This window comes from Bradyrhizobium sp. SZCCHNRI2009, assembly GCF_032485115.1.
In the GTDB taxonomy this organism is placed as follows: Bacteria; Pseudomonadota; Alphaproteobacteria; order Rhizobiales; family Xanthobacteraceae; genus Bradyrhizobium.
Genome location: NZ_JAUEUH010000006.1, coordinates 294,645 through 319,224, shown reverse-complemented (window position 1 = coordinate 319,224; position 24,580 = coordinate 294,645). Strand labels below are relative to the sequence as shown.

Here is a 24,580-nt window from a genome sequence, read left to right as displayed (position 1 = left end):
GAGACTCTGGATTGCTTCGTCGCTTCGCTCCTCGCAATGACGGTGTTGAGGCATCCTGCCCGATATTGAGCAGCGTATTCCGAAGCCAACTCAACATGAGCGGCCCACCCCCTCGCGAGCCGCACCCAACACGAAAGCCCGATCCGTGATCCGACCTCTCGAACCCGTCAGCGCCAGATCGAGAACCGCGCTCGGCCTTGCCTTCTTCGTCGTGTTCGTCGCGGCGTGGTCGCTGGCGACGGTTGGCGGCTATGTGCCGAAGACGTTCCTGGCAGATCCCTTGACCATGCTGCGCGAGGGCTGGGACCTGCTGGTCAAGTTCGGCTTCCTCACCGACATCGGCATGACCGTCTGGCGCGTCGTCGGCGGTTTCGTGCTCGCGGCCATCATCGCCGTTCCGCTCGGCCTCCTGATGGGTGCCTACAAGCCGATCGAGGCGTTCCTCGAGCCGTTCGTCTCGTTCGCGCGTTATCTGCCCGCCTCCGCTTTCATCCCGCTCCTGATCCTGTGGGCCGGCATCGGCGAGTTGCAGAAGCTGCTGATCATCTTCATCGGCTCGGTGTTCCAGATCATCCTGATGATCACCGTCACCGTCGGCAACACACGGCGCGACCTCGTCGAAGCCGCCTACACGCTCGGCGCCGGCGATCGCGGCATCATCGCGCGCGTGCTGCTGCCGTCGGCTGCGCCTGAGATTGCCGAGATCCTGCGGCTCGTGCTCGGCTGGGCCTGGACCTATGTCATCGTCGCCGAACTGATCGGCTCGTCCTCCGGCATCGGCCACATGATCACCGACAGCCAGGCGCTGCTCAACACCGGACAGATCATCTTCGGCATCATCATCATCGGCCTGATCGGGCTGATCTCGGATTTCCTGTTCAAGGCATTCAACGCCTGGCTGTTCCCGTGGAAGCTCGCATGACCACGCTCGTCATCGACAAGGTCTCACGCACGTTCCCGGCCCGCCAGGGCCACGCGCCGACGCGCGCGCTGGAGCCGGTCGCGCTCACCATCGGCAACAACGATTTCGTCACCATCCTCGGCCCCTCCGGCTGCGGCAAGTCGACCCTGCTGCGCATCGTCGCCGGGCTCGATCATCCGACGAGCGGCAAGGTGCTGCTCGACGGCCGCGAGGTGACCGGACCCGGCGCTGACCGCGGCATGGTGTTCCAGTCCTACACGCTGTTTCCCTGGCTCACCGTGCGTGAGAACATCGCCTTCGGCCTGCGCGAGCGCGGCGTGCCTGAGGACAAGCGCAACGCCGTCGCCGACCGCTTCATCCAGCAGATCGGCCTGAAGGGTTTCGAGAACCATTGGCCCAAGCAGCTCTCCGGCGGCATGCAGCAGCGCTGCGCGATCGCGCGGGCGCTCGCCAATGATCCCAAAATCCTGCTGCTCGACGAGCCGTTCGGCGCGCTCGACAACCAGACCCGCGTGCTGATGCAGGAGATGCTGCTCGGCATCTGGGAGCGCGACCAGAAGACGGTGCTGTTCGTCACCCACGATATCGAGGAGGCGATCTTCCTTGGCAGCCGCGTGCTGGTGATGAGCGCCCGCCCGGGCCGCATCAAGGCCGACATCAAGATCGAGCTGCCGCATCCCCGCTCCTACAAGATCAAGACCTCGCCGGAGTTCGTCGCGCTCAAGGAGCGGCTGGTCGAGGAGATCCGCGCCGAGGCGCTGAAGGTCGCGGCGGAGGCGTGAGCTCTCTTCGTCGGCTATGCGTTGGTTCGGCTGAACGCTCTCAATTTTCGGTGATGGATGCAGAGACATGCCCCTCACCCGAGTGAGATTGTCGCGCTGTCCTACATGCCCTCTCCCACAAGGGGAGAAGGCGCAGTAACGGGCACCGTACTGACTTGAAATCGCGAGCTGTATCCTTCCAAAATCGCCACGGCAAGACTGCGCGGTACAGTGCCCTCGCCCCTTGTGGGAGAGGGCATCGCCGGCCCCTCTGCAGGCCCGCTCGGGTGAGGGGTCTCTCTCCGCGAGCAAAGCTGCTCGACAATTAACTCCTAGGCTGCCGCACGCGAACGTCGTCGGACCGCGCACCCGTGATGCCCCGCCCCATGCGCCTCAACCACGGCACCAGATGAAACGCGCTCATCAGGAGGTACATCACGGTCATGTCGCCGAGCGGTGCGCCCGCCGGCATGGCCGAGCAGATCACGTCTGAACGGCCGTCACGGGCCATGGCGTTCAGCACCGCCATCAGCGCGAAGGTCGGCGCCGCCGCGTAGCGGAGACCAGTGGCGATGCCGGGCATCGCGCGCATCCTGATCGGGAAGAACGCCATGGCTCCGCTCCGTCGTCAGCGCTTGCCGTATTCGTCGCGGCGGCGCCACCAGACGCCCTGCTCGTTGCGTCCCTTGGGCGCACGGTCGAGCCATTGATAGGCACCCCACAGGCCGTCGAGGCCGCGGGCATAGCTCGAATAGGTGTGATAGACGTCCCCATCCTCGAGGACGAAGGCGCTCATGCCCGGACGATCGCGCATGAACGTGGCGCCGTCGGTCCCGGCGCCCGCGGCAATCTCCGCCACCATCGCCGGCACGTCCGATGTCCCGAGCGGAGGACTGGTGCGATAATTGTACTCGCTGCCGCCCTGGCGCTGCTGCTCCTCGGTGATCGCGACGTTGAAGTCGAAATTGAAGTCGCTGCTCGCCGATGACGCCCATGGGAAGGACCATCCCATCCGCGCCTTGTAGGCCTTCAGCTTCGCCAGCGGCGCGCGTGACACCGCCCACAGCATCACGTCGTGATTGGCGAGATGGACCTGGAAGCCGTTGAAGCCGTCGGCAATCATCGAGCAGGATGGGCAGCCGGCCTGGAAGTCGGGGCCGAACATGAAGTGATAGACGAGCAGCTGCGAGCGGCCCTTGAACAGGTCGGGCAGCGTCGCCGGCCCGTCTTCGGTGTCAAAGCGATAGGCCTTGTCGACGCGCACCCATGGCATGGCCTGACGGCGCTCCGCCAGCTCGTCGCTGCGGCGAGTGAGTTCCTTCTCGGCTTGCAGCAGGTCGAGCCGGGCCTTCAACCAATCTTCGCGCGTTCCGGTGATATGCATGGTCATGGTCGTCATCCTTTTTGCGTGTTGACCGCAGCTCAGACTAGGATCGGCAGGAGAGCGACCGGGAGTGACAAGTATGGCGGGATTTGCATGGACTCGCTGATCTCGGCGGCGGCGCAGGCGCTCGCCGCCGGCGACCCGCTCGGCGCATTGAACCGCGTCGCATTGCGCGATGATCCGCCGGCGCTGGCGTTGCGCGGTATTGCGATGGCGCGGCTTGGCGATTTCGGGCGTGCGAAGGCGCTGCTGCGGCAGGCCGCGCGAAGCTTTGGGCCCAGGGCCGTGCTGGCCCGCGCCCGCTGCGCCGTCGCAGAGGCCGAGATCGCGCTCGCGGCGCGCGATCTCGGCTGGCCGACGAAGTCGCTCGCGGCGGCGCGTGAAACGCTGGAGCAGCACGGCGACCGCGCCAATGCCGCCTATGCGCGCAGCCTCGAGATCCGCCGCATGGTCCTGGTCGGGCAGCTCGATGACGCCGAGCGAGGCCTCGCCGAGCTCGATCCCTCGCCGCTGCTGCCGGCGGCCCGCACGATCTACGAGCTGATCGTAGCCGGCCTGGCCTTGCGCCGGCTGCAAACAAAGACCGCGCGATCGGCGCTCGAACGCGCGACGCGGTCGGCGCGGCAGGCCCGCATCCCGGAGCTTCAGGCGGAGATCGAGCGGGCCTCGTCGGCTCTGTCGGCACCGGCGGCGCGGATGATCCTGCGCGGCGAGCAGCGACTGCTACAGCTCGACGATGTCGAGGCGCTGTTCCGGTCGGACCGGCTGATCGTCGATGCCTGCCGATTGGCGGTACGTCAGGGGAGCCGGATCGTGCCGCTGGCGCGGCGGCCGGTGCTGTTTGCACTCGCCCGGCGGCTGGCCGAGGGGGTCCCCGATGGTGTGCCGCGGGCCGCGCTGATCGCGCACGCATTCCACGGCAAGGAAGCCGACGAGTCGCACCGCGCCCGCCTGCGCGTCGAGATCGGACGGTTGCGCCAGCTGCTCCATGGCTTGGCCGAGATCAATGCCACGCGAGACGGCTTTGCCCTGGTGCCGCGTCGCGATCACGACGTCGTCGTACTGGCACAGCCGGTCGAGGACGAGAATGCCACGGTGCTTGCTTGCCTCGCCGACGGTGAGGCATGGTCGAGCTCCGCCCTTGCGCTGGCGCTGGGCGCGAGCCAGCGGACGGTGCAGCGTGCCCTCGATGAGCTCGCATCATCGAGCAAGGTGCAGTCGTTCGGCCGCGGCCGCGCGCAACGCTGGACCTGCCCGGTCGTGCCGGAATTCGCGACTGCGTTGTTACTCCCGGCGTGGTCGTCGCTCGACTAGCGTGGGTCCATCGGAAGCAGAGGATGGCAGGCATGACACGAGCAGCCGCAGAGATCATTCACGAGTACGGCCCCTTCGACGACGCCGGGCGCGTCAACGGCGTCAGCTATGACGGCCGGCAGGTGTGGATCGCGACCGGCAGCAGCATCAAGGCGTTCGATCCGGCCGACGGCACGGTGCGGAAGTCGCTCGATCTCCCCTCTCACGCCGGCACGGCGTTCGACGGCCGGCACCTCTATCAGATCGCGGAAGATCGCATTCACAAGGTCGATCCCGAGAATGGCCGCGTGCTCGCGACGATCCCGGCGCCCTCGGGCGGCGGCGACTCCGGGCTCGCCTGGGCCGAGGGGTCGCTCTGGGTCGGCGCCTATCGCGATCGCAAGATCCACCAGATCGACCCTGCGACCGGAGAGATCCTGCGCAGCATCCCGTGCACGCGCTTCGTCACCGGCGTCACCTGGGTCGATGGCGAGCTCTGGCACGGCACCTGGGAAGACGACGTCAGCGACATCAGGCGCATCGATCCCGAGACCGGCGAGGTGCTCGACCAGCTCGACATGCCCGCCGGCACCGGCGTCTCCGGCATGGAATCCGACGGAGGCGAGACGCTGTATTGCGGCGGCGGCGACAGCGGCAAGGTGCGCGCGATCAGGCGCCCCAAGCGGGTGCGCGGGTGAGCCGCTGACGGCTCCGCGAATGGAAGTGGCCTACTTGCCGATCGACGTGTAGGCCGCCTTGCGGAAATTGGCGTTGGCTTCCTCGCGCGTCTGCAGCTGCTGGCCACCGCCGCCACCGACCGGCTTGGTGGGCGTGACGACCGAAAACAGCACGAAGCCGCCGGTCTTGCGCGGGAAGATGAAGTACTCGGCGATATCCGACTTCTCGCTGTCCTCGCAGGAGGACATGCCGCGGAACACGACGGCGCTGTCGACCAGCTCGCTGTTGCGCGCCGAGATGAACTTGCCCTTGCAGTCGCGCGCATCGTTGCCGATGATCGTGGCTGCGACTTCCAGGCCGTCGACATTGCGCTGCGGCGGCACGATGCGAACGAAGCCGGTGGCGTTGTCCGCCTTCCAGGCGACCCCGCCCGAAGTCAGCCACACCGGCCGCTCGCCTCCGCCCAGAATGGCCGGATGCGACAGCGAGGCCTTGAGGATGAAGTTGGAGGCGATCTGCATCGCTTCCAATTGCAGCTCGGGAGAGTCCTCCGACATCCGCTGTGGCGGCGCGCTGGCCGTCGGCGCAGCCGCGGCCTGCGGCGCCGCCGGACGCTGCACTGACGCCGCCGCCGGCTGAGCGTTGAAATTGGTCGCGGCGGCCAGCCCGCCGGCGTTGATCACGCGCACACAATTGGCAAGCGTGGGCATCAGCACGGCCGTGCCGTTCAGATTGAACTGGAACAGGTTGCCCTGCGCGAAGGCCGACATCGTCCGCGCGGCGCGGAACGCCTTGATCAGGGTGGAGTCGTTCGGCATTGGCACGGCGACCATGTTGGCCGTCCAGACCGCGCCTTCGACATTGTACGACGCCTTTCCGTCAAAGCTCAGAACGATCGGAAACTTTTGCCCGGGGGATAGCGCCCAGCCCGGATGGATGAAGGCGAGAGCCCAACCATATGTCGGCGTTGCAAGCACACCGAACGTGATGCCGCTCTGGTAGCTCGCGCTCGCGATGCAGCTCGTGAACCGTCCGGTCTTGTCGTCGGTGTAGGCACCGCCTGACCATCCGGCGACGGAGATGGAGCCGTAAGGCCCCTTTGCATGCGCAGGCTCAATCAACGCGCCTATCGTCAGCGCCACGAGCGAAAGAACCATTCCAAGGATTGCACGCCGTACCGTCATCCCAATTCCCCGTTTTCGCCGCATTGTTGCAATTCCCGCGGCTACGTCAAGTAGCAGCAGCCGGCACGCGACTACCCCAGAGATTGATCCGCTGACCGCCTTCATGCCCGCGAGGACACAACATGTCGCGGTCGTCCTCCACAGCCCTTCATGGGCGCGTCATCGAACTCCGCTAGCGCTTGCCGGGCCCCACGCAGGCAAGGGCTTCCTCGAAAGGGTTTCCTCGACATGACCACCACGCTGCCGGTGCTCGGCGCCGCCCTCTCCGTCAAGTCCATTCCCGCGCATTGCGACTGGCTGCTCGAACATCAACGCGATCTGGAGATCCAGGACTTCTTCCGCGCGGACCTTCTCGACAGCGACTGGCGCAGCACCGCCAAGGAAATCAAGTCGATGCTGTCGGGCCACACCGGCCGGCTCGGCATCCACGGTCCGTTCTGGGGCTTCAAGATCGACAGCCACGATCCGATGATCCGCCGCGCCGTCACCAAGCGCCTGCTGCAGGGGCTCGAGGTCGCCGAGTTTCTCGGCGCCACGCAGATGGTGATCCACTCGCCCTACACGACGTGGGACGCCAACAACATCGACATGCTGCCGGACAATCGCGAGGCGCTGATCGAGCGTGTCAGGGCGACCTTGACCGACGTCATTGCCTCTGCCGAGCAGGCCAACTGCGAGATCGTGATCGAGAACATCGAGGACAAGGATCCGCAGGACCGCGTCACCCTGGCCAAGGCGCTGGGCAGCAGCAAGGTGCGGGTCTCGCTCGATACCGGCCATGCCAACTACGCGCACCATTCGACCGGCGCGCCACCCGTCGACTACTACGTTGATGCTGCCGGCAACATGCTGACCCATGTCCATCTGCAGGACACCGATGGCTACGCCGACCGTCACTGGGCGCCGGGCGAAGGCAACATCCGCTGGGTCGCCGTGTTCCGCGCACTGGCGAAGCTCAATTCCAATCCGCGCCTGATCCTCGAACTGCGCAACCATGATCACGTCAAGGCCGGCGCCGCGTATCTCGCCTCGCTCGGCCTCGCCCGATAGGCCAACGCGTCCGCGCGACCCGATCCCATCGTTTCAGACAACCTCAGACGACAGAGAGATTGCCATGACCAAGCTCACCCGCCGCGGCCTGCTCGGCGCCGGCGCCGCGATCGGCGGCAGCTTCATCCTGCCGCGCGTGTCGATCGCGCAGGGAGACAACCGTCCCTCGGTCACCATCGCCGTGCAGAAGGTGACCAATTCGAACGTGCTCGACGTGCTGCGCGAGCAGTCCAATGTCGGCGAGCGCGTGTTCTACTCGTCGCTGTGGGAAAGCCTGATCTCGAAGAACTTCCGCGGCAATCTCGAAGCCGTCCCCGGCCTCGCCACCGAGTGGAAGCGCATCGACGACCAGACCGTCGAATTGAAGCTGCGCCAGGGCGTCAAGTTCCACAATGGTGACGAGATGACGTCCGAGGACGTCGTGTTCTCGTTCAGCCGCGAGCGCATGTTCGGCGACAGCGAGGCCAAGAGCCGCACCACCATCAAGGCGTTCGAGAAGATCCCGACGCCGCGCCCGGGCAAGGAGCTGCCGCCGGACGTGATTGGCGTCGCGCGCCGGATGTGGCCGGACCTGGTTCGCGTCGACGCCGTCGACAAATACACCGTGCGCTTCGTCAACGCGACGCCCGACGTCACCATCGAAGGCCGCCTGATGCGCTATGGCTCCGACATCATGAGCCGGCGCGGCTGGGAGGAAGCGGCGAGCTATCTCGACTGGGCGCGCAAGCCGATCACGACGGGTCCCTACAAGATCGTCGAGTTCAAGCCGGACGTGTCGCTGACGCTCGAAGCCCATGACGAATATTGGGGTGGCCGTCCGCCGCTGAAGCGCATCCGATTCCTGGAAGTGCCGGAGGTCGCGAGCCGCATCAACGGGCTCCTGTCTGGCGAATATCAGTTCGCCTGCGACATCCCGCCGGACCAGATCGCCGGCATCGAGAAGAACGCGGCGTTCGAGGTCCAGGGCGGCACCATCCTCAATCACCGTCTCACCGTGTTCGACAAGAACCACCCGCAGCTCGCCAATCCGCTGGTGCGCCGCGCCTTCACCCATGCGATCGACCGCCAGGCCATCGTCGACAGCCTGTGGGCCGGCCGCACCCGGGTGCCGAAGGGCCTGCAGTGGGAATTCTACGGCGACATGTTCATCGCCGACTGGAGCGTGCCGGCATTCGATCCGAAGCTGGCACAGGACCTGCTCAAGCAGGCCGGCTACAAGGGTGACCCGATCCCGTATCGACTGCTCAACAACTACTACACCAACCAGGTCGCGACCGCGCAGGTGCTGGTCGAGATGTGGCAGGCGGTCGGCCTCAACGTTCAGATCGAGACCAAGGAGAACTGGTCCCAGATTCTCGAGCGCGCTCCGACCCGCGCGGTGCGCGACTGGTCCAACTCGGCCGCGTTCAACGATCCCGTCTCCTCGCTCGTCGCCCAGCATGGCCCCAACGGCCAGCAGCAGCAGGTCGGCGAATGGAGCAATGACGAGCTCAATCGTCTTTCCGAATTCCTGGAGACCTCGACCGATCGCGAGGCGCGCAAGAAGGCGTTCCGCCGCATGCTGGAGATCGCCGAGCGCGAGGACCCCGCCTACACGGTGCTGCACCAGAACGCGACCTTCACCGCCAAGCCGAAGTCGATCAAGTGGAAGGCCTCGCCGGCCTTCGCGATGGACTTCCGCACCGGCAACTACGGTGCGTGACGCCGTGGCGCCGCTGGTCAGCATCTCCGAACTGAAGGTCGCCTTCGACGGCACGCCCGTGCTGCACGGCATCGATCTTGACATCGGTAGGGGCGAGGCCATCGGCCTCGTCGGCGAGTCCGGATCCGGCAAGTCGGTGACGTGGCTCGCGGCGCTGGGTCTCCTGCCCGGCAAGGCGAAAGTATCAGGCTCGGCCAGGCTCGAAGGCCGCGAGCTGCTCGGCGCTGACGGCAAGGTGCTCGACCAGGTGCGCGGCCGCCGCATCGCGATGATCTTCCAGGATCCCGCCAGCGCGCTCAATCCGGTGCTCACGATCCGGCGCCAGTTGTGCGAAAGCCTCGCGCTGCATCGCGGGCTGCGCGGCGAGGCTGCGCGGGCCGAGGCGCTCAGGCTGCTCGATCTCGTCGGCATCCCCGATGCGGCACGCCGGCTGTCCGCCTATCCGCACGAGTTCTCCGGCGGCCAAGTCCAGCGCATCATGATCGCAATGGCGCTGGCCGGACAGCCCGAGCTGCTGATCGCCGACGAACCCACCACCGCGCTCGACGCCACCATCCAGGCGCAGATCCTCGATCTGCTGTCGGCCATCCGGCGCGAGTTCAACATGGCGATGATCCTGATCAGCCATGACCTCGGCGTCGTCGCGGAGAATTGCGACCACGTCTGCGTGATGTATGCCGGCCGCATCGTCGAGCGCGCGCCCGCGACGCGGCTGTTCGATGATCCCTGGCACCCTTATGCGCAGGGCCTGATCGGCGCGCTGCCGCCGCTCGATGGCGTCAGGCGGCGGCTGCAGGCCATTCCCGGAACAGTGCCTGATCCGCGCGCACTGCCCAGCGGCTGCGCCTTCGCGCCGCGCTGCACGTTTGCCGGCGACGGCTGCCATGCCGGCGTGCCGCCGCTGGCGCCGGTCGAGCCGGACCGCGCGGTGGCCTGCCTGCGGCCGCAGCGCCTGCCGATGGAGCTCGCCGCCGAATGACAGCGCCGCTGGTCGAGGTCCAGGCGATCTCGCGCACCTATCGGATGAGGACCGGCCTGTTCGGACGCGCCGCATCCGTCCACGCCGTCGACGGCCTGAGCTTCTCGATCCAAAAGGGCGAGACGCTCGGCATCGTCGGCGAGTCCGGCTCCGGCAAATCCACCACCGGCCGCATGGTGCTCGGTCTCGAGCCGCCCGACCGCGGCAGTGTGCGCTTCGACGGCGCCCCGATCGCAGCACCAGGCTCGGCGGCGTGGCGCGCCCAGCGCGCGCGCATGCAGATGATCTTCCAGGATCCGCTCGGCGCGCTCGATCGACGACTTCCCGTTGCCGCGCAGATCCGCGAGCCGCTCGACATCCACGACATCGGCACGGCCGCCGAGCGCGACGCGCGCGTGCATGAGCTGCTCCAGGCTGTCGATCTCAACGACGGCCATGGCGCCCGCTATCCCGGCGCGCTGTCGGGCGGTCAGCGCCAGCGCATCGTGCTCGCCCGTGCGCTGGCGACCAAGCCCGACTTCCTCGTCTGCGACGAACCGGTCAGCGCGCTCGACGTCTCGATCCAGGCGCAGGTGGTGAACCTGCTGGTCGATCTCCAGGTCCGGCTCGGTCTGACGATGCTGTTCATCAGCCATGATCTGCGCGTCGTCCGGCAGATCAGCAGCAAGGTGGCCGTGATGTATCTCGGCCGCATCGTCGAATATGGCGATGCCGACGACCTGTTCGCGCGGCCGCAACATCCCTACACGCAGGCGCTGGTGTCCGCTTCCCCTGCTCCGGGACGCCGCAGCACCAGCCGCATCGTACTGACGGGCGACCCGCCGAATCCGGCGGCGCGCCCCGCCGGCTGTGCCTTCCACCCGCGCTGCAGCCACGCGACCGCCCGCTGCGCCAACGAGTTGCCCGCGCTCGCCGCCCTGGATCGGCAGCGCCAGGTGGCCTGTCATCTCGTTTCGGGGCTGCAGTCGCAGACCGAGGTCGCCGCGTGATGCTGCGCTATTTCGCCATCCGCCTGGCGCGTGCGCTGCTGACCATCGCACTCGTCGTCACCTTTGCCTTCATCGTGCTGCGGCTGTCGGGCGATCCCGCGCTGATGATCATGGGGCCCGAGGCGCCGCCCGAGGTCATCGCCGCCTTCCGCAAGGCGTGGGGTCTCGATCATCCGATCTGGATGCAGTATCTCGACTACTTCAAGGCGATCGGCCAGGGCGAGCTCGGACGCTCGATGCGCGACGGCCGGCCCGCGATCCAGCTCGTCATCGAGCGCATCCCCGCGACCTTGGCGCTGACCATTCCGGCGTTCCTGCTGAAAGTGCTGCTCGGCATTCCCGCCGGCATCTACGCCGCGCTGCACCGCGGATCGGCGATCGACCGCGCCGTGATGATCACGGCGGTGGCGGGCTTCACGGTGCCGAGCTTCGTGCTGGCCCTGATCCTGGTGCTGATCTTCGCCGTGCAGCTCGGCTGGCTGCCGTCGGGCGGACAGGACTCGTGGCGGCACGCCATCCTGCCGATCGTGACGCTCGGCTTCGGCGGCGCCGCGGTGCTGGCGCGGTTCACGCGCAGCGCCATGCTGGAAATTCTCGGCCAGCCCTACATCAGAACGGCGTCGGCCAAGGGCGTGCCGTGGCGCCGGGTGATCACGGATCACGCGCTGCCCAACGCGGCGATCCCCACCGTCACCATTCTCGGCTTCATGGTCGGCAGCCTGATCGCCGGCGCGGTCGTCGTCGAGAGCGTGTTCTCCTGGCCCGGCGTCGGCCGTCTCCTGGTCGTCGCCGTCGCCAACCGCGACCTCGCGGTCGTGCAATGCATCCTGCTGCTGGTGGCGATGACCATGGTCACGTCGAACCTGATGGTGGACTTCCTCTACGGCCTGCTGGATCCGCGGCTGCGCAGCAAGGGAGCCGAGGCATGACCGACCTTGCATTGAAATCGCCTGCCGCGCGGCGGCTGTGCTGGCCGAACATTCCCGTCTCCGTGACCATCGCAGTCGGCTGGATCGTCGCGATGCTGCTGCTGGCGATCTTCGCCGATCAGCTCGCGCCGCATGGCTTCACCAAATTCGATCTGCGCCATCGCCTGTCGCTGCCGGGCAACCCGGCGCATTGGCTCGGCACCGACGAGCTCGGTCGCGACGTGCTGTCGCGTCTGATCGTGTCGATCCGGATTTCGCTCTTGATCGCGTTCGGCGCGACCGCGATCTCCGCCATCGCCGGCACCACGCTCGGCTTTCTCGCCGCGCATTTCCGCGGCCTGGTCGAGCAGGCCGTGCTGATGCTGGCGGACTTCCAGGCCAGCATGCCGTTCCTGATTCTGGCGCTCGCCGTGCTCGCCTTCTTCGGCAACTCGCTGCCGCTCTCGATCGGGTTGATGGGCCTGTTCGGCTGGGAGCGCTATGCGCGCATCGCGCGCGGCCTCGCCATCTCCGCCAATGCACAAGGCTATGCCGCCGCCGTCCGACAGCTCGGCGCAACGCCGCAGCGCGTCTATCTCAGGCACATCCTGCCGAACATCGCCTCGACCCTCATCGTGTCGATGACGCTGGTGTTTCCCGAAGTCATCCTGCTGGAGTCCGGTCTCTCCTTCCTCGGCCTCGGCGTGCAGCCGCCGATGACGAGCCTTGGCAACATGGTCGGCTATGGCCGCGAATATCTGACGCGCGCACCATGGATCATGTTGGCACCGGCGATCACCATCGTGGTGACGACGCTCGCCGTCTCGATGATCGGCGACTGGCTGCGCGACCGGCTCGATCCGACGCTGCAATAGCCTCGATCAGCGACGAGCCTCGTGACTCGCCGCGGCACTATGCTCGCAGATGATCAGGGCATGCCCCGCTTGCTCGCCCGCCAGCGCCATCCATCTCGACGCCTGCTGCAACCACTGATCGCGGCGAGCCGGATCGCGTTCGGCCTCCTCGCGACAGCTCAATGCCGCAGTCATGCACGCCGATCTTCTGTCCATGAATCATGGTCCGAAACATCAACTTAAACGGCACTTACATATAATATCGCGACTTCAGATTGCGATCAATTCGATGCTGCCTAGCCGCTACGCTTCCGCATGACGCATCGGCAATGAATGATGCGCGTGACAGGCGGCGACCGCGGCATGGCCGAATGCCACCGCGATCTGATGCAGGTCGGTGACGACGTCGCCGATGCCATAGAGTCCCGCGACGCCGCAGCGCTGCTTGGCATCGACCTCGAGAAAGCCATCGGATGTATGCCGCGCGCCGAGCTTGATGGCGAGCTCGGAGCGAACATCGGCGCCCATCGCAGGATACACGATCTCGAACCGTTCGCTGCTGCCGTCGACGAATGACGCCTCGATCGCACCGTCTTGGCGCTGCAACGCATGAAGTTGTGGCGTCACCCGAACGCCGGCGGCGGCGAGCTCCTGCCGCTTCGCCGCATCCTGCTCATCATCGATCGGGATCAAGGTGACGTCCGAACTGTAGACGCGCATGAACAGCGCCTTGCCAGCGGCGTGACCGAGCGCGCCCACGATGGCGATCTTGTGGTCGATGGTTTCAAAGCCGTCGCAGACCGGACAATAGCGCAGCTCGCCGTCACGGACCGCCGCTCTCCAATCGGCGAGCGACGTCTGCTTGTCGACGATACCCGTCGCGAGGATGACGCGCTGTGCCGCGACCGCACCGCGCTCGTGAGTCGCGACCAGATCTCCGTCATGCGTCTCGAGAGCGCTCACCGTCCTCCGGACGATAGGAACGTGAAGTTCCTCGACCTGCCGCTGCATTCGTGCGAGCAGCTCGCTTCCGGGCATGCCGTTCGGGAACCCCGGCAGGTTGTGGCTCCGCGGAATCAGCGCCGCCCGCGATGCGCCGCCATCGACGACCACGACCCCACGCCGGAACCGGGCCAGGTAAATCGCGGCCATCAGTCCAGCTGGCCCGCCGCCTATGACGAGGACTTCGGTGCGCATTGCCGCCCTGCTCCAGTCCTGGCTCAAGCTGCATCGGAGCAGAAAGTTCTCGCGCGGAAAACATTTCGGCAAACGTGTCGATGAAATCGACCCGGAACTCTCTGGAACACAAGTGGAACTTTTGCCACTGAGGGACGTTAACCTATGTCACTGCCGCGGCGGAAAAGCCGTGCAAACTTGGCAGCGAGGGGATTTGTTGCGAGGGCGCGTGGATGCGATTTGTAAATTCGACTGATGAAAGCTTGATGGCGTACTACGAAAGTGTCCGAAAGCAGGTGGCCGCCGACAGCCGGATCGGGGGCCCCTACCGTTTGATCGGCGATCGGGCCAAGCAGTATGCGCAGGAGCTCCAGGCCGAGATGCGGCGGCGGCAGTTGCGCTTCACGCCGATCGATTGGCCGAACTGATTGGGCAAGGGATCGTGGGGCTCACCTCAGCGCTCAAGTTGAAGTATTGCGTTCGACCAGACAGCGCGGCGGTCGTTATTGCGCCCTCTCCCCTTGTGGGAGGCAAGTAGGACAGAGTTTGCGGACGGGCTTGCGATGCCCTCTCCCACAAGGGGAGAGGGCGCTGTATTCTGCAGTGTCACCGCAAAGCCGCGCGAAGCGGGGTCGTCATCATTCCCACGACCAGCTCGAGAAATCATTCTCGAACTGCGGCACGTCCTTCCAGACACCCTTGAGCTTCTTGTTGATGATTGTGATCCACTGCGGCTGGAACAGGAAGCCCGCAGCGGCATCGGTCGCCAGCATGCGCTGGGCATCGCCGAGCAGCTTGGCGCGCTCGGTCTCGTTCGGCGTATCGACAATCGACTGGTAGAGCTTGTCGAAGGCCTCGGACTGATAGCCGAAGTAGTAATTCTTGTCGGTGAACTTCACGAGATCGAACGGCTCGACATGCGAGACGATGGTCAGGTCGAAATCATGCGGTCCGTTGAAGACCTGTGACAGCCACGCCGCCCATTCGAGATTCTCGATCTTGGCGACGATGCCGACCTTGGCCAATTGAGCCGCGAGCACCTCGCCGCCCTGGCGGGCATAGGCCGGCGGCGGCAGCCGCAGCGACAGTTGCAGCGGCGTGGTCACGCCGGCTTCGGCGAGCAGCTTCTTGGCCTTCTCCGGGTCGTAGGGATTGATGTCGGTGGTGTCGACATAGCCGAGCGAGCCCGGCACGTAGAAGCTGCCGATCGGCGTACCCAGGCCGTCGACGGCGCCTTCGACCATCGCCTTGCGATCGATCGCAGCAAGGATCGCGCGGCGGACGCGGACGTCGTCGAGCGGCTTCTTCTTGTTGTTGATGGTGACGATCGTCTTCGCCTTTGAGCCGCCGATCAGCACGGTGAAGCGCGGGTCGGACTTGAACTGCGCGATGGTGCGCGCCGTGGTGCCGCGCGGGAAGGCATCGACGTCACCCGACAACAGCGCAGCGACCTGCGCTGCCGGATCGGAGATGAAGCGGATCGTCACCTTGGACAGCTTCACGGCTGCGGCGTTGCGATAGTCGGGCCATTTGTTCAAGGTCAGGGACGAGCCCTTGGCCCAGCTCCCCAGCGTGTACGGTCCAGTACCGACCGGCTGCGTCGCGTTGGTCGGCGCGCTCTTCGGCTCGACGATCGAGGCGGTGGCCTGTCCGAGCAGGAACGGCAGGTTGGGCTCAGAATATTTCAGCTTGACGACGATGGTCTCCGCGTCGGGAGCCGTCACGGACTCCATCGCCTGGAACAGCGCCTTGTCCTTGTTGGTGCTGTTGGCGGCGCCGGCGCGCTCGAACGAGAACTTCACCGCGGCGGAATCGAACGCCTCGCCGTTCTGGAATTTCACGCCCTTGGCGAGCTTGAACGTGTAGCTCTTCAGATCGGACGAGGCCTGCCAGCTCGAGGCCAGCAGCGGCGAGACCGAGCCGTCCTCGTTGATCTTGGTCAGCGTCTCATAGACGTTGTAGAGCGTCACCTCGGCGATGGCCGCCGCGGCCGCGCTGGTCGGATCGAGCCCCGGCGGCTCCAAGGTCATGCCGACAACGACGCTATCCTTCTTGCTCTGCGCGAGAGCCGGCGCGACGGCCGCAACGAGCGCGGCCATGGCGATGATCGATAGTTTCTTGAACATTGTTTGTTTCTCCCTGAGGAAGCCAAATTACGCGTCAAAGCGGCTTCGAGACAAGTGGCTGCAGTTCCGTTGCGACGAGCGCCGGCAGCGCCATTACGCTTTCCGCCCGATGGCAGGCAGCGGAATGCTGTCCGGTGAGCGCTCGCAACGCGGGGGCCGTCGCGCGGCACCGGGCATCGGCGAGCGGACAACGGGGCGCGTAGGCGCATCCGGCCGCGCCGAGGGATTGCGAAGCGATCGCAACGCTCTCGCGACGGCGCCGGACCGCGCCGGCCTGGGCCCGCGGCACGGCGTCGAGGAGCGCCCGCGTGTAGGGATGCGCGCAACTTCCGAACAAGTCCTCCGGCCGCCCGCGCTCGACGATGCGGCCGAGATACATCACCGCAACCTCGTCGCAGAGATAGTCGACGACCGCGAGATCATGACTGATCAGCACGTAGCTCAGGCCGAACTGCTCCTGCAGATCCTGCATCAGGTTGAGAACCTGCGCCTGCACGGAGACATCCAGCGCCGACACCGGCTCGTCGGCGACGATCAGCTTCGGCTGGGTGATCAGGGCCCGCGCGATCGCGATGCGCTGGCGCTGCCCCCCGGAAAATTCATGCGGATATTTGTCCATGTCGGCATCGCGCAATCCGACCTGCCGCAGCACGCTCGCGACGCGCCTGCGGAGAGAATCGCGATCCGAGTGTTCGAGAGCGGTCAGCGGCTCGGCGACGATGCGCGCAATGGTCTGGCGCGGATCGAGTGATCCGTACGGATCCTGAAATACCATCTGGAAATCGCGGCGCGCCCGCCGCAGCTCATCCACCGGGAGGCGGTTGAGATCGCGGCCCACCATCAGCACCGATCCCGCTGACGGCCGCTCCAGCGCCATGATCAGCCGCGCCAGGGTCGACTTGCCAGAGCCGGACTCGCCGACGATGCCGAGGCTCTTGCCCGCCTTCAACGACAGCGACACGCCGTTCAGCGCGAGCACCTCGCCGGGCGGCCGCAGCAGACTCTCTCGCGGCAGCGTGTAGCGCTGTACGAGATCCCTGACCTCGAGCAGCGGCGTCTCTGCAACTCCTTGCGCGGCGGTGCTCAAGCGACCACTCCCGCCGGATCACACGCGAGCGCGACGCCGGTCCGGATGCACCGGACGCCGTGCCCGGCGCCGATCTCGATCGACGGCGGCAGCGCCGTGCGACAGGCGTCGATCGCCAGCCCGCAGCGATCTGCGAACGGACAACCGGCCGGAAGATCGGCGAGCTCCGGCACGGTACCCGCGATGGTCGCAAGGCGCGTGCCCTTGCGGGCCCCGAGCCGCGGCCGCGCGCGGAACAGGCCCTGCGTGTAGGGATGCCCCATGCGCGAGAACACGGCGTCCGTGGTGCCGCTCTCGACCACCGTGCCGCCATACATCACGATCATGCGCTGGACGTTCTCGGCGATGACACCGAGATCATGCGAGATCAAGATCATCGCCATGCCGCGCTCGGCGACCAGATCGGCGATGAGGTCGAGGATCTGGCGCTGGATGGTGACGTCGAGCGCAGTGGTCGGCTCGTCGGCGATCAGCACGTCGGGCTTGCAGGCGAGCGCCATCGCGATGGTGATGCGCTGGCGCTGGCCGCCGGAGAACTGGTGCGGATAGGCGCCGTAGCGTCGGGCGGGATCCGGCAGACCGACGCGGTCGAGGAGCGCGATCGCCTGTCGTTTCGCCTCGGTCGCCGTGCAGCCGATATGCCGCAGCAGCGGCTCGGCCACCTGATGACCGATCGTATGCATCGGGTTGAGCGCGGTCATTGGCTCCTGGAAGATCATGCTGATGCGGTTGCCGCGCAGCTTGCAGTAATCGGCATCACCGAGACCGACCAGCTCGCGGCCATCGAGCGTGATGCTGCCGCTGACGACGGCGCTGTCAGGCAGAAGGCCAAGCAGAGCGAGCGCCGTGATCGACTTGCCGCAACCGGACTCGCCGACGATGCCGAGCGTCTCGCCGCGCCGGAGCGTGAAGGAGACCTCGCGCACGGCTTGCGCCGAGCCGCGGCTGGTATTGAGGCGGATGCCGAGACCCGACACATGGAGCAGAGGCTGATCGCCTACCGTCATCGCTGCCTCGCCAGCCGTGGGTCGAGCAGATCGCGCAGGCCGTCGCCGAGCAGGTTCAGGCCGAGCACCGCGAGCGCGATGGCGGCACCGGGATACACGGCGAGGCTTGGCGACTGGAACAACAGGGTCTGCGCATCGTTCAGCATGCGTCCCCAGGACGGCTGCGGCGGCTGCGTGCCGAGGCCCAGATAGGACAGCGCCGCTTCCGCCAGGATCGCCAGCGCGAACTGGATCGTCGCCTGCACGATCAGAATCGACAAGATGTTCGGCAGCACGTGCTCGATGGTGATGCGGAAGCGGCCCTTGCCGGCGGCGCGCGCAGCCAGGATGAACTCGCGCGCCCAGACCGCACCGGCGGAGCCGCGGGTGACGCGCACGAACACCGGGATCTGGAAGATGCCGATCGCGGTGATCGACGTCACCATGCCCGGCCCGATCACCGCCGCCAGCATGATCGCCGACAGCACCGCGGGAAAGGCGAAGGTGAAGTCGCTGAAGCGCATGATCAGTTCCTCGGTCCAGCCGCGCTGCGCGGCTGCGACCAGGCCAAGGCAGACGCCGCAGGTGAGACCGATGCCGACGGCGATGATGCCGACCAGAATGGTCGCGCGCGCACCCACCAGCAATAGCGAGACGATGTCGCGGCCGAGCACGTCGGTGCCCAGCCAATGCGCTGCTGATGGCGGCCGCAATTTGGACGCGACATCGATCTCATAGGCCGACCATGGCGTCCAGAGCAGCGACAGCAGCGCGGCGCCGAGCACCAGCAGACAGAGCAGCGCGCCGACCGTGAAGCTGCGATGGCGCAGCGCGCGGCGCCAGAACGCGTTGGACGCAGGCGCAGCGCCCGTTTGAACGACCACGGCGGAACTCACAGCTCGTGCACCTTGATGCGCGGATCGATCACCGCATACAGGACATCGACCACGAAGTTGACGATGATCACCATGGCCGCCAGCAGCATCACGCAGTTGCGCACCACGATCAGGTCGCGATTGGCGATCGACTGGAAGATGAGGCGCCCCAGGCCCGGGAGATAGAACACGTTCTCGATCACGATGGTGCCGGCGAGCAGGTTGGCGAATTGCAGCCCCATCACGGTGAGCACCGGGATCATGGCGTTGCGCAGCACGTGCTGCCACAGCACCTCGCGCTTCGTCAGGCCCTTGGCGCGCGCGGTGCGGACGAAATCCTCGCGCAGAACGTCGAGCACGGCCGAGCGCGTCACCCGCGCCAGGATCGCGGCCTGCACCACTGCCAGCGCCACAGCCGGCAACAGCAGCGCGCGCAGACCCGGCCAGATGCCGTCCTCCCAGCCGGGAAAGCCGCCGGCCGACAGCCATTGCAGCTTCACCGCAAACAGGAGGATCAGCAGGATCGCGAACCAGAAGTTCGGCAAGGCGATGCCGATCTGGGTCAGCGACATGACGCCGACATCGCCGAGACGGTTGTGATTGGCGGCCGTGTAGATGCCGGCCGTGAGCGCCAGCACGGTCGTGAGCCCCATGGCCAGGATCGCGAGCGGAATGGTCATCGCCAGCCGCTCGCGGATCAGTTCGGCCACCGGCGTGCCATAGGCGTAGCTGTTGCCGAGATCGCCGCTCAGCAGGCCGCCGATCCAGTGCAGGTAACGCAACGCCAGCGGCTGATCCAGCCCGAGCTTGACGGTCAGCGCCCTGACCGCATCCGGCGAGGCATCCGCGCCCATCAGCATCTGGGCGGCATTGCCCGGCAGCGCGTCGAGCACCAGGAATATGATCAGTGACGCGCCGACGAGGGTCGCCAGCAAGGTCAGGAAGCGCCGCAGCAGAAAAACGCTCATTCGCGCCGGGACTCCAGTTTTCGGCGGCCGCACGTTCCACAGCTTTCGGCTCCGATGCAAGCCCGTTGCCTGCATGATTGCCATTGCCGGGCGGAGGCACCTTCACACACCGCATCCGCCGGGGTATCGCCGGCTTGATCCCGGTCAACGGCGGAGCGCCGGCGACCGCCATCATGCGGCTGATCGCAACAACGCAAGGGCCCATCTCGATCATGACCATCCGTCCGAGCTTTCTCTGGGGCGCCTCGACCTCGGCCTTCCAGATCGAGGGCGCGGCGCACCTCGACGGCCGCGCCGACAGCATCTGGGATGTCTATCTGCGCGCCCCCGGCCGGGTGAGCCACAACGACACCGCCGAGACCGCCTGCGATCACTATCATCGCTACGCGGAGGACGTGGCGCTGATGCGCGATCTCGGCCTCAATGCCTATCGGTTCTCGATCGCCTGGCCGCGGCTGCTACCGCAAGGCCGCGGCGCGGCCAACGAAGCCGGCCTCGCCTTCTACGACCGCCTCATCGACGCCCTGCTTGCCGCTGAGATAGAGCCGTGGCTCTGTCTCTACCACTGGGACCTGCCGCAGGCGCTGGAGGCGCTCGGCGGCTGGCAGAACCGCGACATCGTCGGCTGGTTCGCCGACTATGCCGCGCTGGTCGCGCGGCGCTATGGCGACCGGGTCAAGCGCTTCGCCACCTTCAACGAGCCCTGCGTGTTCACGCTGTTCGGCTACGGCCTCGGCTGGCACGCGCCGGGGATCGCCGACGGAGCGGCCCTGCACAAGGCCATTCATCACGTCAATCTCAGCCACGGCCGCGCCGTCGACGTGCTGCGCAGGGACGTGGCCGGCGCCTCGATCGGCGCCATCCACAATCGGCAGCCCTGCTACCCTGCGAGCGACAGTGCGGAGGACGCCGCGGCCGCCTTGCGGCTCGCCGCCTATTGGAACGATGCCTTCCCGTTTCCGCAGGCCTTTGCCTGCTACCCGCCGGAGCTCCAGGACGCCGTCGCGCCCTATATCGCACCCGGCGACATGGCGCAGATCGCCCGCCCCGTCGACTGGTTCGGGCTCAATCACTATTCGCCGCATTACATCAAGGCGGGCAGCAACCTGATGGGCGCCAGCTTCGGAGCGCCTCCCGCGGCAGTGCCGCGCAGCGCAATCGGCTGGCCCGTCGTGCCCGAGGCGTTCCGCGATACGCTCCTGGACATCCACAGCCGGTTCCGGCTTCCGATCTACGTGCTGGAGAACGGAACGGCGGCCAATGACACCGTCGATGCATCCGGCTGCATCCAGGACGACGGCAGGATCGGCTATCTCAAGGCCTATACGACCGCGATGGAACAGGCGATCGCGGCGGGCGCCGACGTGCGCGGCTATTTCGTCTGGTCGCTCCTGGATAATTTTGAATGGGGAGCGGGCTATTCGCAGCGCTTCGGCATTGTCTATGTCGATCGCGCCACCCAGCGCCGCATTCCCAAGGCGTCGGCGCGGTGGTATTCGAACATGATTGCCGCTCACCGGGTATCCGACGATCCCGCCGGGCGGCACAACCGGGCGGAAGAGTGAGGATGAGCGAACGCGTTCTTCTGGGCGACATCGGCGGCACCAATGCGCGGTTCGCGCTGCTTGACGGCCACGTCATCGGCGAGGTCGCGCATCTCAAGGTCGCCGACTTCCCGACCATCACGGACGCGATCACCGACTTCCTGTTGCGACACGCCGCCGGCGGCCCGCCCACCGCGGCCGTGCTCGACATCGCCGGCCCGATCGAGCGCAATCGCGGCATGCTCACCAACTCGACCTGGGTGATCGACGGCGCCGAGCTGGCGGAGCGGTTCAAGCTGCGCTCGGCCAAGCTCCTGAACGATTTCGAGGCGGTCGGCTGGTCGCTGCCGGTGCTGCATCCCGACGACCTGTTTCCGCTTGGCGGAAGCGCCGCGGTCGACGGCGCGCCGATGCTGGTGATCGGCCCCGGCACCGGCTTCGGCGCCGCGTGCTATCTCCCGGCAGAAGGCCGTCCCACGGTTGCCGTGACCGAGGCCGGCCATGCCACGCTGCCGGCGACGACGGCGCGCGAGGCCGCCGTGCTCGCCAAGATGCGCGAGCGCTTCGGCCATGTCTCGATCGAGCGTGCGCTGTCGGGCATGGGCCTTGCGAACGTCTATCAGGCCATTGCCGCGGTCGACGGGGTCACGGTGCCGCCGCGCGATGCCGCAGCGATCACTCACGCCGCGCTGGACCGCAGTTGCGCCACCAGCCGCGCGACTCTCGACATGTTCTGCGCCTGGCTCGGCGCCGTCGCCGGCAACCTCGCGCTCACCTTCTGCGCCCGCGGCGGCGTCTACATCGCCGGCGGCATCCCGCCGCGGTTTCCGGACTACTTTGCCAGATCCGATTTCCGCCGGCAGTTCGAGGGCAAGGGGCGCTATGACAGCTATCTGCGTCCGATCCCGGTTCATCTCGTTATCAAGCCCGACATCAGCTTTCTCGGTCTCAAATCGTTCTTCGAGGCCGGCATCACCGCGAGCGGCGGCTCCCCGACGCACTGAGATCGAATGAGCGACATCGTCACGATCACGCCGAACCCGGCCGTCGACGTCTCGACGACCGTCGAGAAAATCGTGCCGGTGGCCAAGCTGCGCGGCACGACGCAACAGCGAGATCCCGGCGGCGGCGGCATCAACGTCGCCCGCGTCATCGCCCGCCTCGGCGGCGACGTCACCGCGCTCTATCCGGTCGGCGGTCCGACCGGCCTGCTGCTGAAGCAGCTCGTCGAGAAGGAAGGCGTCGCCAGCCGCACCTGGGCAACGGCCGAGGACACGCGCGAGGACTTCTTCGTCCAGGAGCGCGTCAGCGGCCAGCCCTATCGCTTCATCCTGCCGGGTCCGACGCTGACCGAGGCCGAATGGCAGGCCGGCCTTGCCTTGCTCGCAGCCCAGGATCCGTTTCCCCGCTTCGTCGTCGGCAGCGGCAGCCTGCCGCGCGGCGTGCCGACCGACTTCTATGCGCGCGTTGCGACGCTTGCACGGTCACGCGGCGCGCAATTCGTGCTCGACACCTCGGGGCCAGCTTTGGCCGCGGCGGTAGCCGGCGGCATCGACCTGATGAAGCCGTCGCTGCACGAGATGCAAGAGCTGGTCGGCGGCGCGCTGCCCGATGCCACGGCGTGGGAGAAAGCCGCCCACGCGCTGGTCGCGAGCGGCAAGGCCGGCACCGTCGCGCTGACCATGGGTCATCTCGGCGCCCTGCTGGTCACCCGCGACCGCGTGCTGCGCGCTCAGCCGCTGACGATGGTGCCGGTCAACGCAGTCGGCGCCGGTGACAGTTTTCTCGGCGCATTGGTCGCGAAGCTCGCCGCGGGCGAGTTGCTGGACGACGCGTTTCGCTTTGCGGTCGCCGCAGGTGCCGCGGCGCTGCTGCGCACCGGCACCGCGCTGTCCGATCCCGCCGACGTCAGCCGTCTGCAGGCTGACGTGCGGCTTGAGACGGCGTGACATCGCTCGCCGCATCACCGTTGAGCCGATCGAGCGAGAGCAGCAACCCGCCGACGCGCTCCAGCGACGACATCCACTCGGCGAGGCGGTTGAAATTGTCCACCATCCAATTGAACGACCCCTGCACCAGCGTGAACGCAGCGGCTGCCTGGGTGAGTTCGCCCAGGGTCATCTGATCGCCGAGGAACTTCGGCGCGCACAGCACGAGGCCGATGATCGGCGCGAGCAGCGTATTCAGATGAGACACCAGGGTGTTGCGCATCAGCTGCCAGCACAGCCGCTTCCATTGCTGGATCGTGCGGTCGAGCGCCATCCACAGCCCGGCAACGACGCTGCGTTCTTCCTGCTTGGGCGCGATGCCTTCGCCGATGTCGCGCAAGTGATGGGCTGCGGTGATCAGCTCCGACTCGGCCTGGTTCTTGGTCTGGATGACGCGCGTGAGTGGCGAACCGACCCACAGCATGGCCCCGGTCACCAGCCCGGAATAGATGACGACGCTGACCACCAGGTAGCCTGGAATCCACAATTGGTGCCCGGCCACGGCAAAGCCGATGGATCCGCCGACCTGCCACAGCACCTGGACGAACACGACCGCCGTCAGCAGCGAGGAGATCACACTGACCACGAAGTCGATCGGTGCATCGGTGGCGATGCGGACATCCTCGGCAATACGATACTCCGGAATCTTCAGATCGCCCTGCACCGTCGCGAGCCGCGCATAGCGATCGTTCTCGACCCAGTAGTTGATCACCTTGGCGCTCAACCATTGCCGCCAGTTGCGTTGCATCACCATGCGGCCCCACACCGAGACGATCGCCAGCACGACGCTCGCCAGACAAAGCGGAATGAGCAGAACGGCCTGCTGCCGCAGCCGCGTCGGATCGCGGCCCTCCAATGCGTCGAAGAAATCCCTGTTCCAGTAATTGAACCGAAATTGCACGTAGAGCTGAAGCACCACGAGGACGATCAGGGCGACGCAGAGCAGCCAGACCCGCCATGCCGTCGATCCGAGCCAGAATTGCCGCGCCGTGAGCCAGAACCGCGACCATTCGCGATTGCCGTCCTCGTTCTCGTCGTCGGAGATCATTGGTGATCCGGATGGGTACGATTGATGGGTCTTAACAAACATCCTCGCCTATGGTGGAACCGTTGTCATCCCGCGATT

The 24,580-nt window shown here is 66.5% G+C and carries 25 protein-coding genes; 15 read left to right on the top strand and 10 right to left on the bottom strand.

The window, feature by feature from the left end:
* The first annotated feature begins 148 nt into the window (after positions 1–148).
* Together QX041_RS22765 and QX041_RS22760 are read left to right on the top strand one after the other, a co-directional pair.
* Positions 149–922: an ABC transporter permease gene (locus QX041_RS22765; RefSeq protein WP_315714394.1), complete on the top strand. Its 774-nt coding sequence runs from the start codon at positions 149–151 to the stop codon at positions 920–922.
* Entirely contained in the window at positions 919–1,704 is a 786-nt protein-coding gene (locus QX041_RS22760) for an ABC transporter ATP-binding protein (protein ID WP_315714281.1), read from the top strand. Before QX041_RS22765 ends, QX041_RS22760 begins: the two co-directional genes overlap by 4 nt.
* Before the next feature lie 304 nt (positions 1,705–2,008).
* On the opposite strand, the gene QX041_RS22755 is transcribed toward QX041_RS22760, so the two are convergent.
* Together QX041_RS22755 and QX041_RS22750 are read right to left on the bottom strand one after the other, a co-directional pair.
* Positions 2,009–2,296, bottom strand: a complete 288-nt coding sequence (locus QX041_RS22755) for a hypothetical protein (RefSeq protein WP_315714280.1) — start codon at positions 2,294–2,296, stop codon at positions 2,009–2,011.
* A 15-nt stretch (positions 2,297–2,311) separates the two neighbouring features.
* Positions 2,312–3,073, bottom strand: coding sequence for a DUF899 domain-containing protein (locus tag QX041_RS22750; RefSeq protein ID WP_315714278.1), 762 nt, complete (start codon positions 3,071–3,073; stop codon positions 2,312–2,314).
* Between the two features lie 87 nt (positions 3,074–3,160).
* On the opposite strand from QX041_RS22750, the gene QX041_RS22745 reads away from it, so the two are divergent.
* Positions 3,161–4,381, top strand: coding sequence for a helix-turn-helix domain-containing protein (locus QX041_RS22745; protein WP_315714276.1), 1,221 nt, complete (start codon positions 3,161–3,163; stop codon positions 4,379–4,381).
* A gap of 32 nt (positions 4,382–4,413) precedes the next feature.
* On the top strand, positions 4,414–5,058 hold the full coding sequence (locus QX041_RS22740; RefSeq protein WP_315714274.1) for a PQQ-binding-like beta-propeller repeat protein: 645 nt from the start codon (positions 4,414–4,416) through the stop codon (positions 5,056–5,058).
* 30 nt (positions 5,059–5,088) lie between these two features.
* Here the strand turns inward: QX041_RS22740 and QX041_RS22735 are convergent, their stop codons facing one another.
* Positions 5,089–6,222, bottom strand: coding sequence for a hypothetical protein (locus QX041_RS22735; RefSeq protein WP_315714273.1), 1,134 nt, complete (start codon positions 6,220–6,222; stop codon positions 5,089–5,091).
* Between the two features lie 228 nt (positions 6,223–6,450).
* Here QX041_RS22735 and QX041_RS22730 point away from each other — a divergent pair, with 228 nt between their 5' ends.
* The 6 genes from QX041_RS22730 to QX041_RS22705 all read left to right on the top strand — a co-directional run bounded on the left by QX041_RS22730 (position 6,451) and on the right by QX041_RS22705 (position 12,725).
* Positions 6,451–7,272: a sugar phosphate isomerase/epimerase family protein gene (locus QX041_RS22730; RefSeq protein WP_315714272.1), complete on the top strand. Its 822-nt coding sequence runs from the start codon at positions 6,451–6,453 to the stop codon at positions 7,270–7,272.
* A gap of 64 nt (positions 7,273–7,336) precedes the next feature.
* Complete coding sequence (locus QX041_RS22725; protein ID WP_315714271.1) at positions 7,337–8,974, top strand: ABC transporter substrate-binding protein; 1,638 nt, start codon at positions 7,337–7,339, stop codon at positions 8,972–8,974.
* 4 nt (positions 8,975–8,978) lie between these two features.
* Positions 8,979–9,953, top strand: a complete 975-nt coding sequence (locus tag QX041_RS22720; protein WP_315750445.1) for an ABC transporter ATP-binding protein — start codon at positions 8,979–8,981, stop codon at positions 9,951–9,953.
* The gene (locus QX041_RS22715) at positions 9,950–10,942 is read left to right on the top strand and encodes an oligopeptide/dipeptide ABC transporter ATP-binding protein (protein ID WP_315714270.1); all 993 of its coding nucleotides are present in this window, start codon (positions 9,950–9,952) and stop codon (positions 10,940–10,942) included. The genes QX041_RS22720 and QX041_RS22715 overlap by 4 nt, the downstream gene beginning before the upstream one ends.
* Positions 10,942–11,871, top strand: coding sequence for an ABC transporter permease (locus QX041_RS22710; RefSeq protein ID WP_315714392.1), 930 nt, complete (start codon positions 10,942–10,944; stop codon positions 11,869–11,871). Before QX041_RS22715 ends, QX041_RS22710 begins: the two co-directional genes overlap by 1 nt.
* Positions 11,868–12,725: an ABC transporter permease gene (locus QX041_RS22705; RefSeq protein WP_316166561.1), complete on the top strand. Its 858-nt coding sequence runs from the start codon at positions 11,868–11,870 to the stop codon at positions 12,723–12,725. Before QX041_RS22710 ends, QX041_RS22705 begins: the two co-directional genes overlap by 4 nt.
* Before the next feature lie 282 nt (positions 12,726–13,007).
* Here the strand turns inward: QX041_RS22705 and QX041_RS22700 are convergent, their stop codons facing one another.
* Positions 13,008–13,901 (bottom strand): NAD(P)/FAD-dependent oxidoreductase, encoded by an 894-nt coding sequence (locus QX041_RS22700; protein ID WP_315714268.1) that lies wholly within the window; start codon positions 13,899–13,901, stop codon positions 13,008–13,010.
* On the opposite strand from QX041_RS22700, the gene QX041_RS22695 reads away from it, so the two are divergent.
* Both QX041_RS22695 and QX041_RS22690 read left to right on the top strand, forming a co-directional pair.
* A complete protein-coding gene (locus QX041_RS22695; protein ID WP_315714267.1) occupies positions 13,894–14,136 on the top strand; it encodes a hypothetical protein in 243 nt (80 codons plus the stop codon). The genes QX041_RS22700 and QX041_RS22695 overlap by 8 nt on opposite strands.
* A 10-nt stretch (positions 14,137–14,146) precedes the next feature.
* Positions 14,147–14,308, top strand: a complete 162-nt coding sequence (locus tag QX041_RS22690; RefSeq protein WP_315714266.1) for a hypothetical protein — start codon at positions 14,147–14,149, stop codon at positions 14,306–14,308.
* A 210-nt stretch (positions 14,309–14,518) separates the two neighbouring features.
* Here QX041_RS22690 and QX041_RS22685 read toward each other — a convergent pair whose 3' ends face one another.
* From QX041_RS22685 to QX041_RS22665, 5 genes are read right to left on the bottom strand one after another with little or no spacing between them, the layout of a single operon-like run.
* Positions 14,519–16,006: an ABC transporter substrate-binding protein gene (locus QX041_RS22685; RefSeq protein ID WP_315714265.1), complete on the bottom strand. Its 1,488-nt coding sequence runs from the start codon at positions 16,004–16,006 to the stop codon at positions 14,519–14,521.
* 34 nt (positions 16,007–16,040) lie between these two features.
* Positions 16,041–17,093: an oligopeptide/dipeptide ABC transporter ATP-binding protein gene (locus QX041_RS22680; RefSeq protein WP_315714264.1), complete on the bottom strand. Its 1,053-nt coding sequence runs from the start codon at positions 17,091–17,093 to the stop codon at positions 16,041–16,043.
* Complete coding sequence (locus QX041_RS22675; RefSeq protein ID WP_316166559.1) at positions 17,090–18,100, bottom strand: ABC transporter ATP-binding protein; 1,011 nt, start codon at positions 18,098–18,100, stop codon at positions 17,090–17,092. Before QX041_RS22675 ends, QX041_RS22680 begins: the two co-directional genes overlap by 4 nt.
* A complete protein-coding gene (locus tag QX041_RS22670) occupies positions 18,097–18,963 on the bottom strand; it encodes an ABC transporter permease (protein ID WP_315714262.1) in 867 nt (288 codons plus the stop codon). Before QX041_RS22670 ends, QX041_RS22675 begins: the two co-directional genes overlap by 4 nt.
* A gap of 8 nt (positions 18,964–18,971) precedes the next feature.
* Positions 18,972–19,922, bottom strand: coding sequence for an ABC transporter permease (locus QX041_RS22665; protein ID WP_315714261.1), 951 nt, complete (start codon positions 19,920–19,922; stop codon positions 18,972–18,974).
* Between the two features lie 212 nt (positions 19,923–20,134).
* Here QX041_RS22665 and QX041_RS22660 point away from each other — a divergent pair, with 212 nt between their 5' ends.
* The 3 genes from QX041_RS22660 to QX041_RS22650 are packed head-to-tail and all read left to right on the top strand — an operon-like array spanning position 20,135 to position 23,415.
* Positions 20,135–21,487, top strand: coding sequence for a GH1 family beta-glucosidase (locus QX041_RS22660; protein WP_315714391.1), 1,353 nt, complete (start codon positions 20,135–20,137; stop codon positions 21,485–21,487).
* A gap of 2 nt (positions 21,488–21,489) precedes the next feature.
* Complete coding sequence (gene glk / locus QX041_RS22655; RefSeq protein WP_315714260.1) at positions 21,490–22,470, top strand: glucokinase; 981 nt, start codon at positions 21,490–21,492, stop codon at positions 22,468–22,470.
* Between the two features lie 6 nt (positions 22,471–22,476).
* On the top strand, positions 22,477–23,415 hold the full coding sequence (locus QX041_RS22650; RefSeq protein ID WP_315714259.1) for a 1-phosphofructokinase family hexose kinase: 939 nt from the start codon (positions 22,477–22,479) through the stop codon (positions 23,413–23,415).
* On the opposite strand, the gene QX041_RS22645 is transcribed toward QX041_RS22650, so the two are convergent.
* Positions 23,375–24,502, bottom strand: coding sequence for an SbmA/BacA-like family transporter (locus QX041_RS22645; protein WP_315714258.1), 1,128 nt, complete (start codon positions 24,500–24,502; stop codon positions 23,375–23,377). The genes QX041_RS22650 and QX041_RS22645 overlap by 41 nt on opposite strands.
* Between the last annotated feature and the right edge of the window lie 78 nt (positions 24,503–24,580).

Excerpts from the sequence above, each read along its gene's own strand:
- QX041_RS22760 (WP_315714281.1), top strand. The coding sequence starts at position 919 with ATGACCACGCTCGTCATCGACAAGGTCTCACGCACGTTCCCGGCCCGC.
- QX041_RS22755 (WP_315714280.1), bottom strand. The coding sequence starts at position 2,296 with ATGGCGTTCTTCCCGATCAGGATGCGCGCGATGCCCGGCATCGCCACT.
- QX041_RS22750 (WP_315714278.1), bottom strand. The coding sequence starts at position 3,073 with ATGACCATGCATATCACCGGAACGCGCGAAGATTGGTTGAAGGCCCGG.
- QX041_RS22745 (WP_315714276.1), top strand. The coding sequence starts at position 3,161 with ATGGACTCGCTGATCTCGGCGGCGGCGCAGGCGCTCGCCGCCGGCGAC.
- QX041_RS22740 (WP_315714274.1), top strand. The coding sequence starts at position 4,414 with ATGACACGAGCAGCCGCAGAGATCATTCACGAGTACGGCCCCTTCGAC.
- QX041_RS22735 (WP_315714273.1), bottom strand. The coding sequence starts at position 6,222 with ATGACGGTACGGCGTGCAATCCTTGGAATGGTTCTTTCGCTCGTGGCG.
- QX041_RS22730 (WP_315714272.1), top strand. The coding sequence starts at position 6,451 with ATGACCACCACGCTGCCGGTGCTCGGCGCCGCCCTCTCCGTCAAGTCC.
- QX041_RS22725 (WP_315714271.1), top strand. The coding sequence starts at position 7,337 with ATGACCAAGCTCACCCGCCGCGGCCTGCTCGGCGCCGGCGCCGCGATC.
- QX041_RS22715 (WP_315714270.1), top strand. The coding sequence starts at position 9,950 with ATGACAGCGCCGCTGGTCGAGGTCCAGGCGATCTCGCGCACCTATCGG.
- QX041_RS22710 (WP_315714392.1), top strand. The coding sequence starts at position 10,942 with ATGCTGCGCTATTTCGCCATCCGCCTGGCGCGTGCGCTGCTGACCATC.
- QX041_RS22705 (WP_316166561.1), top strand. The coding sequence starts at position 11,868 with ATGACCGACCTTGCATTGAAATCGCCTGCCGCGCGGCGGCTGTGCTGG.
- QX041_RS22700 (WP_315714268.1), bottom strand. The coding sequence starts at position 13,901 with ATGCGCACCGAAGTCCTCGTCATAGGCGGCGGGCCAGCTGGACTGATG.
- QX041_RS22690 (WP_315714266.1), top strand. The coding sequence starts at position 14,147 with ATGGCGTACTACGAAAGTGTCCGAAAGCAGGTGGCCGCCGACAGCCGG.
- QX041_RS22685 (WP_315714265.1), bottom strand. The coding sequence starts at position 16,006 with ATGTTCAAGAAACTATCGATCATCGCCATGGCCGCGCTCGTTGCGGCC.
- QX041_RS22675 (WP_316166559.1), bottom strand. The coding sequence starts at position 18,100 with ATGACGGTAGGCGATCAGCCTCTGCTCCATGTGTCGGGTCTCGGCATC.
- QX041_RS22665 (WP_315714261.1), bottom strand. The coding sequence starts at position 19,922 with ATGAGCGTTTTTCTGCTGCGGCGCTTCCTGACCTTGCTGGCGACCCTC.
- QX041_RS22660 (WP_315714391.1), top strand. The coding sequence starts at position 20,135 with ATGACCATCCGTCCGAGCTTTCTCTGGGGCGCCTCGACCTCGGCCTTC.
- glk (WP_315714260.1), top strand. The coding sequence starts at position 21,490 with ATGAGCGAACGCGTTCTTCTGGGCGACATCGGCGGCACCAATGCGCGG.
- QX041_RS22650 (WP_315714259.1), top strand. The coding sequence starts at position 22,477 with ATGAGCGACATCGTCACGATCACGCCGAACCCGGCCGTCGACGTCTCG.
- QX041_RS22645 (WP_315714258.1), bottom strand. The coding sequence starts at position 24,502 with ATGATCTCCGACGACGAGAACGAGGACGGCAATCGCGAATGGTCGCGG.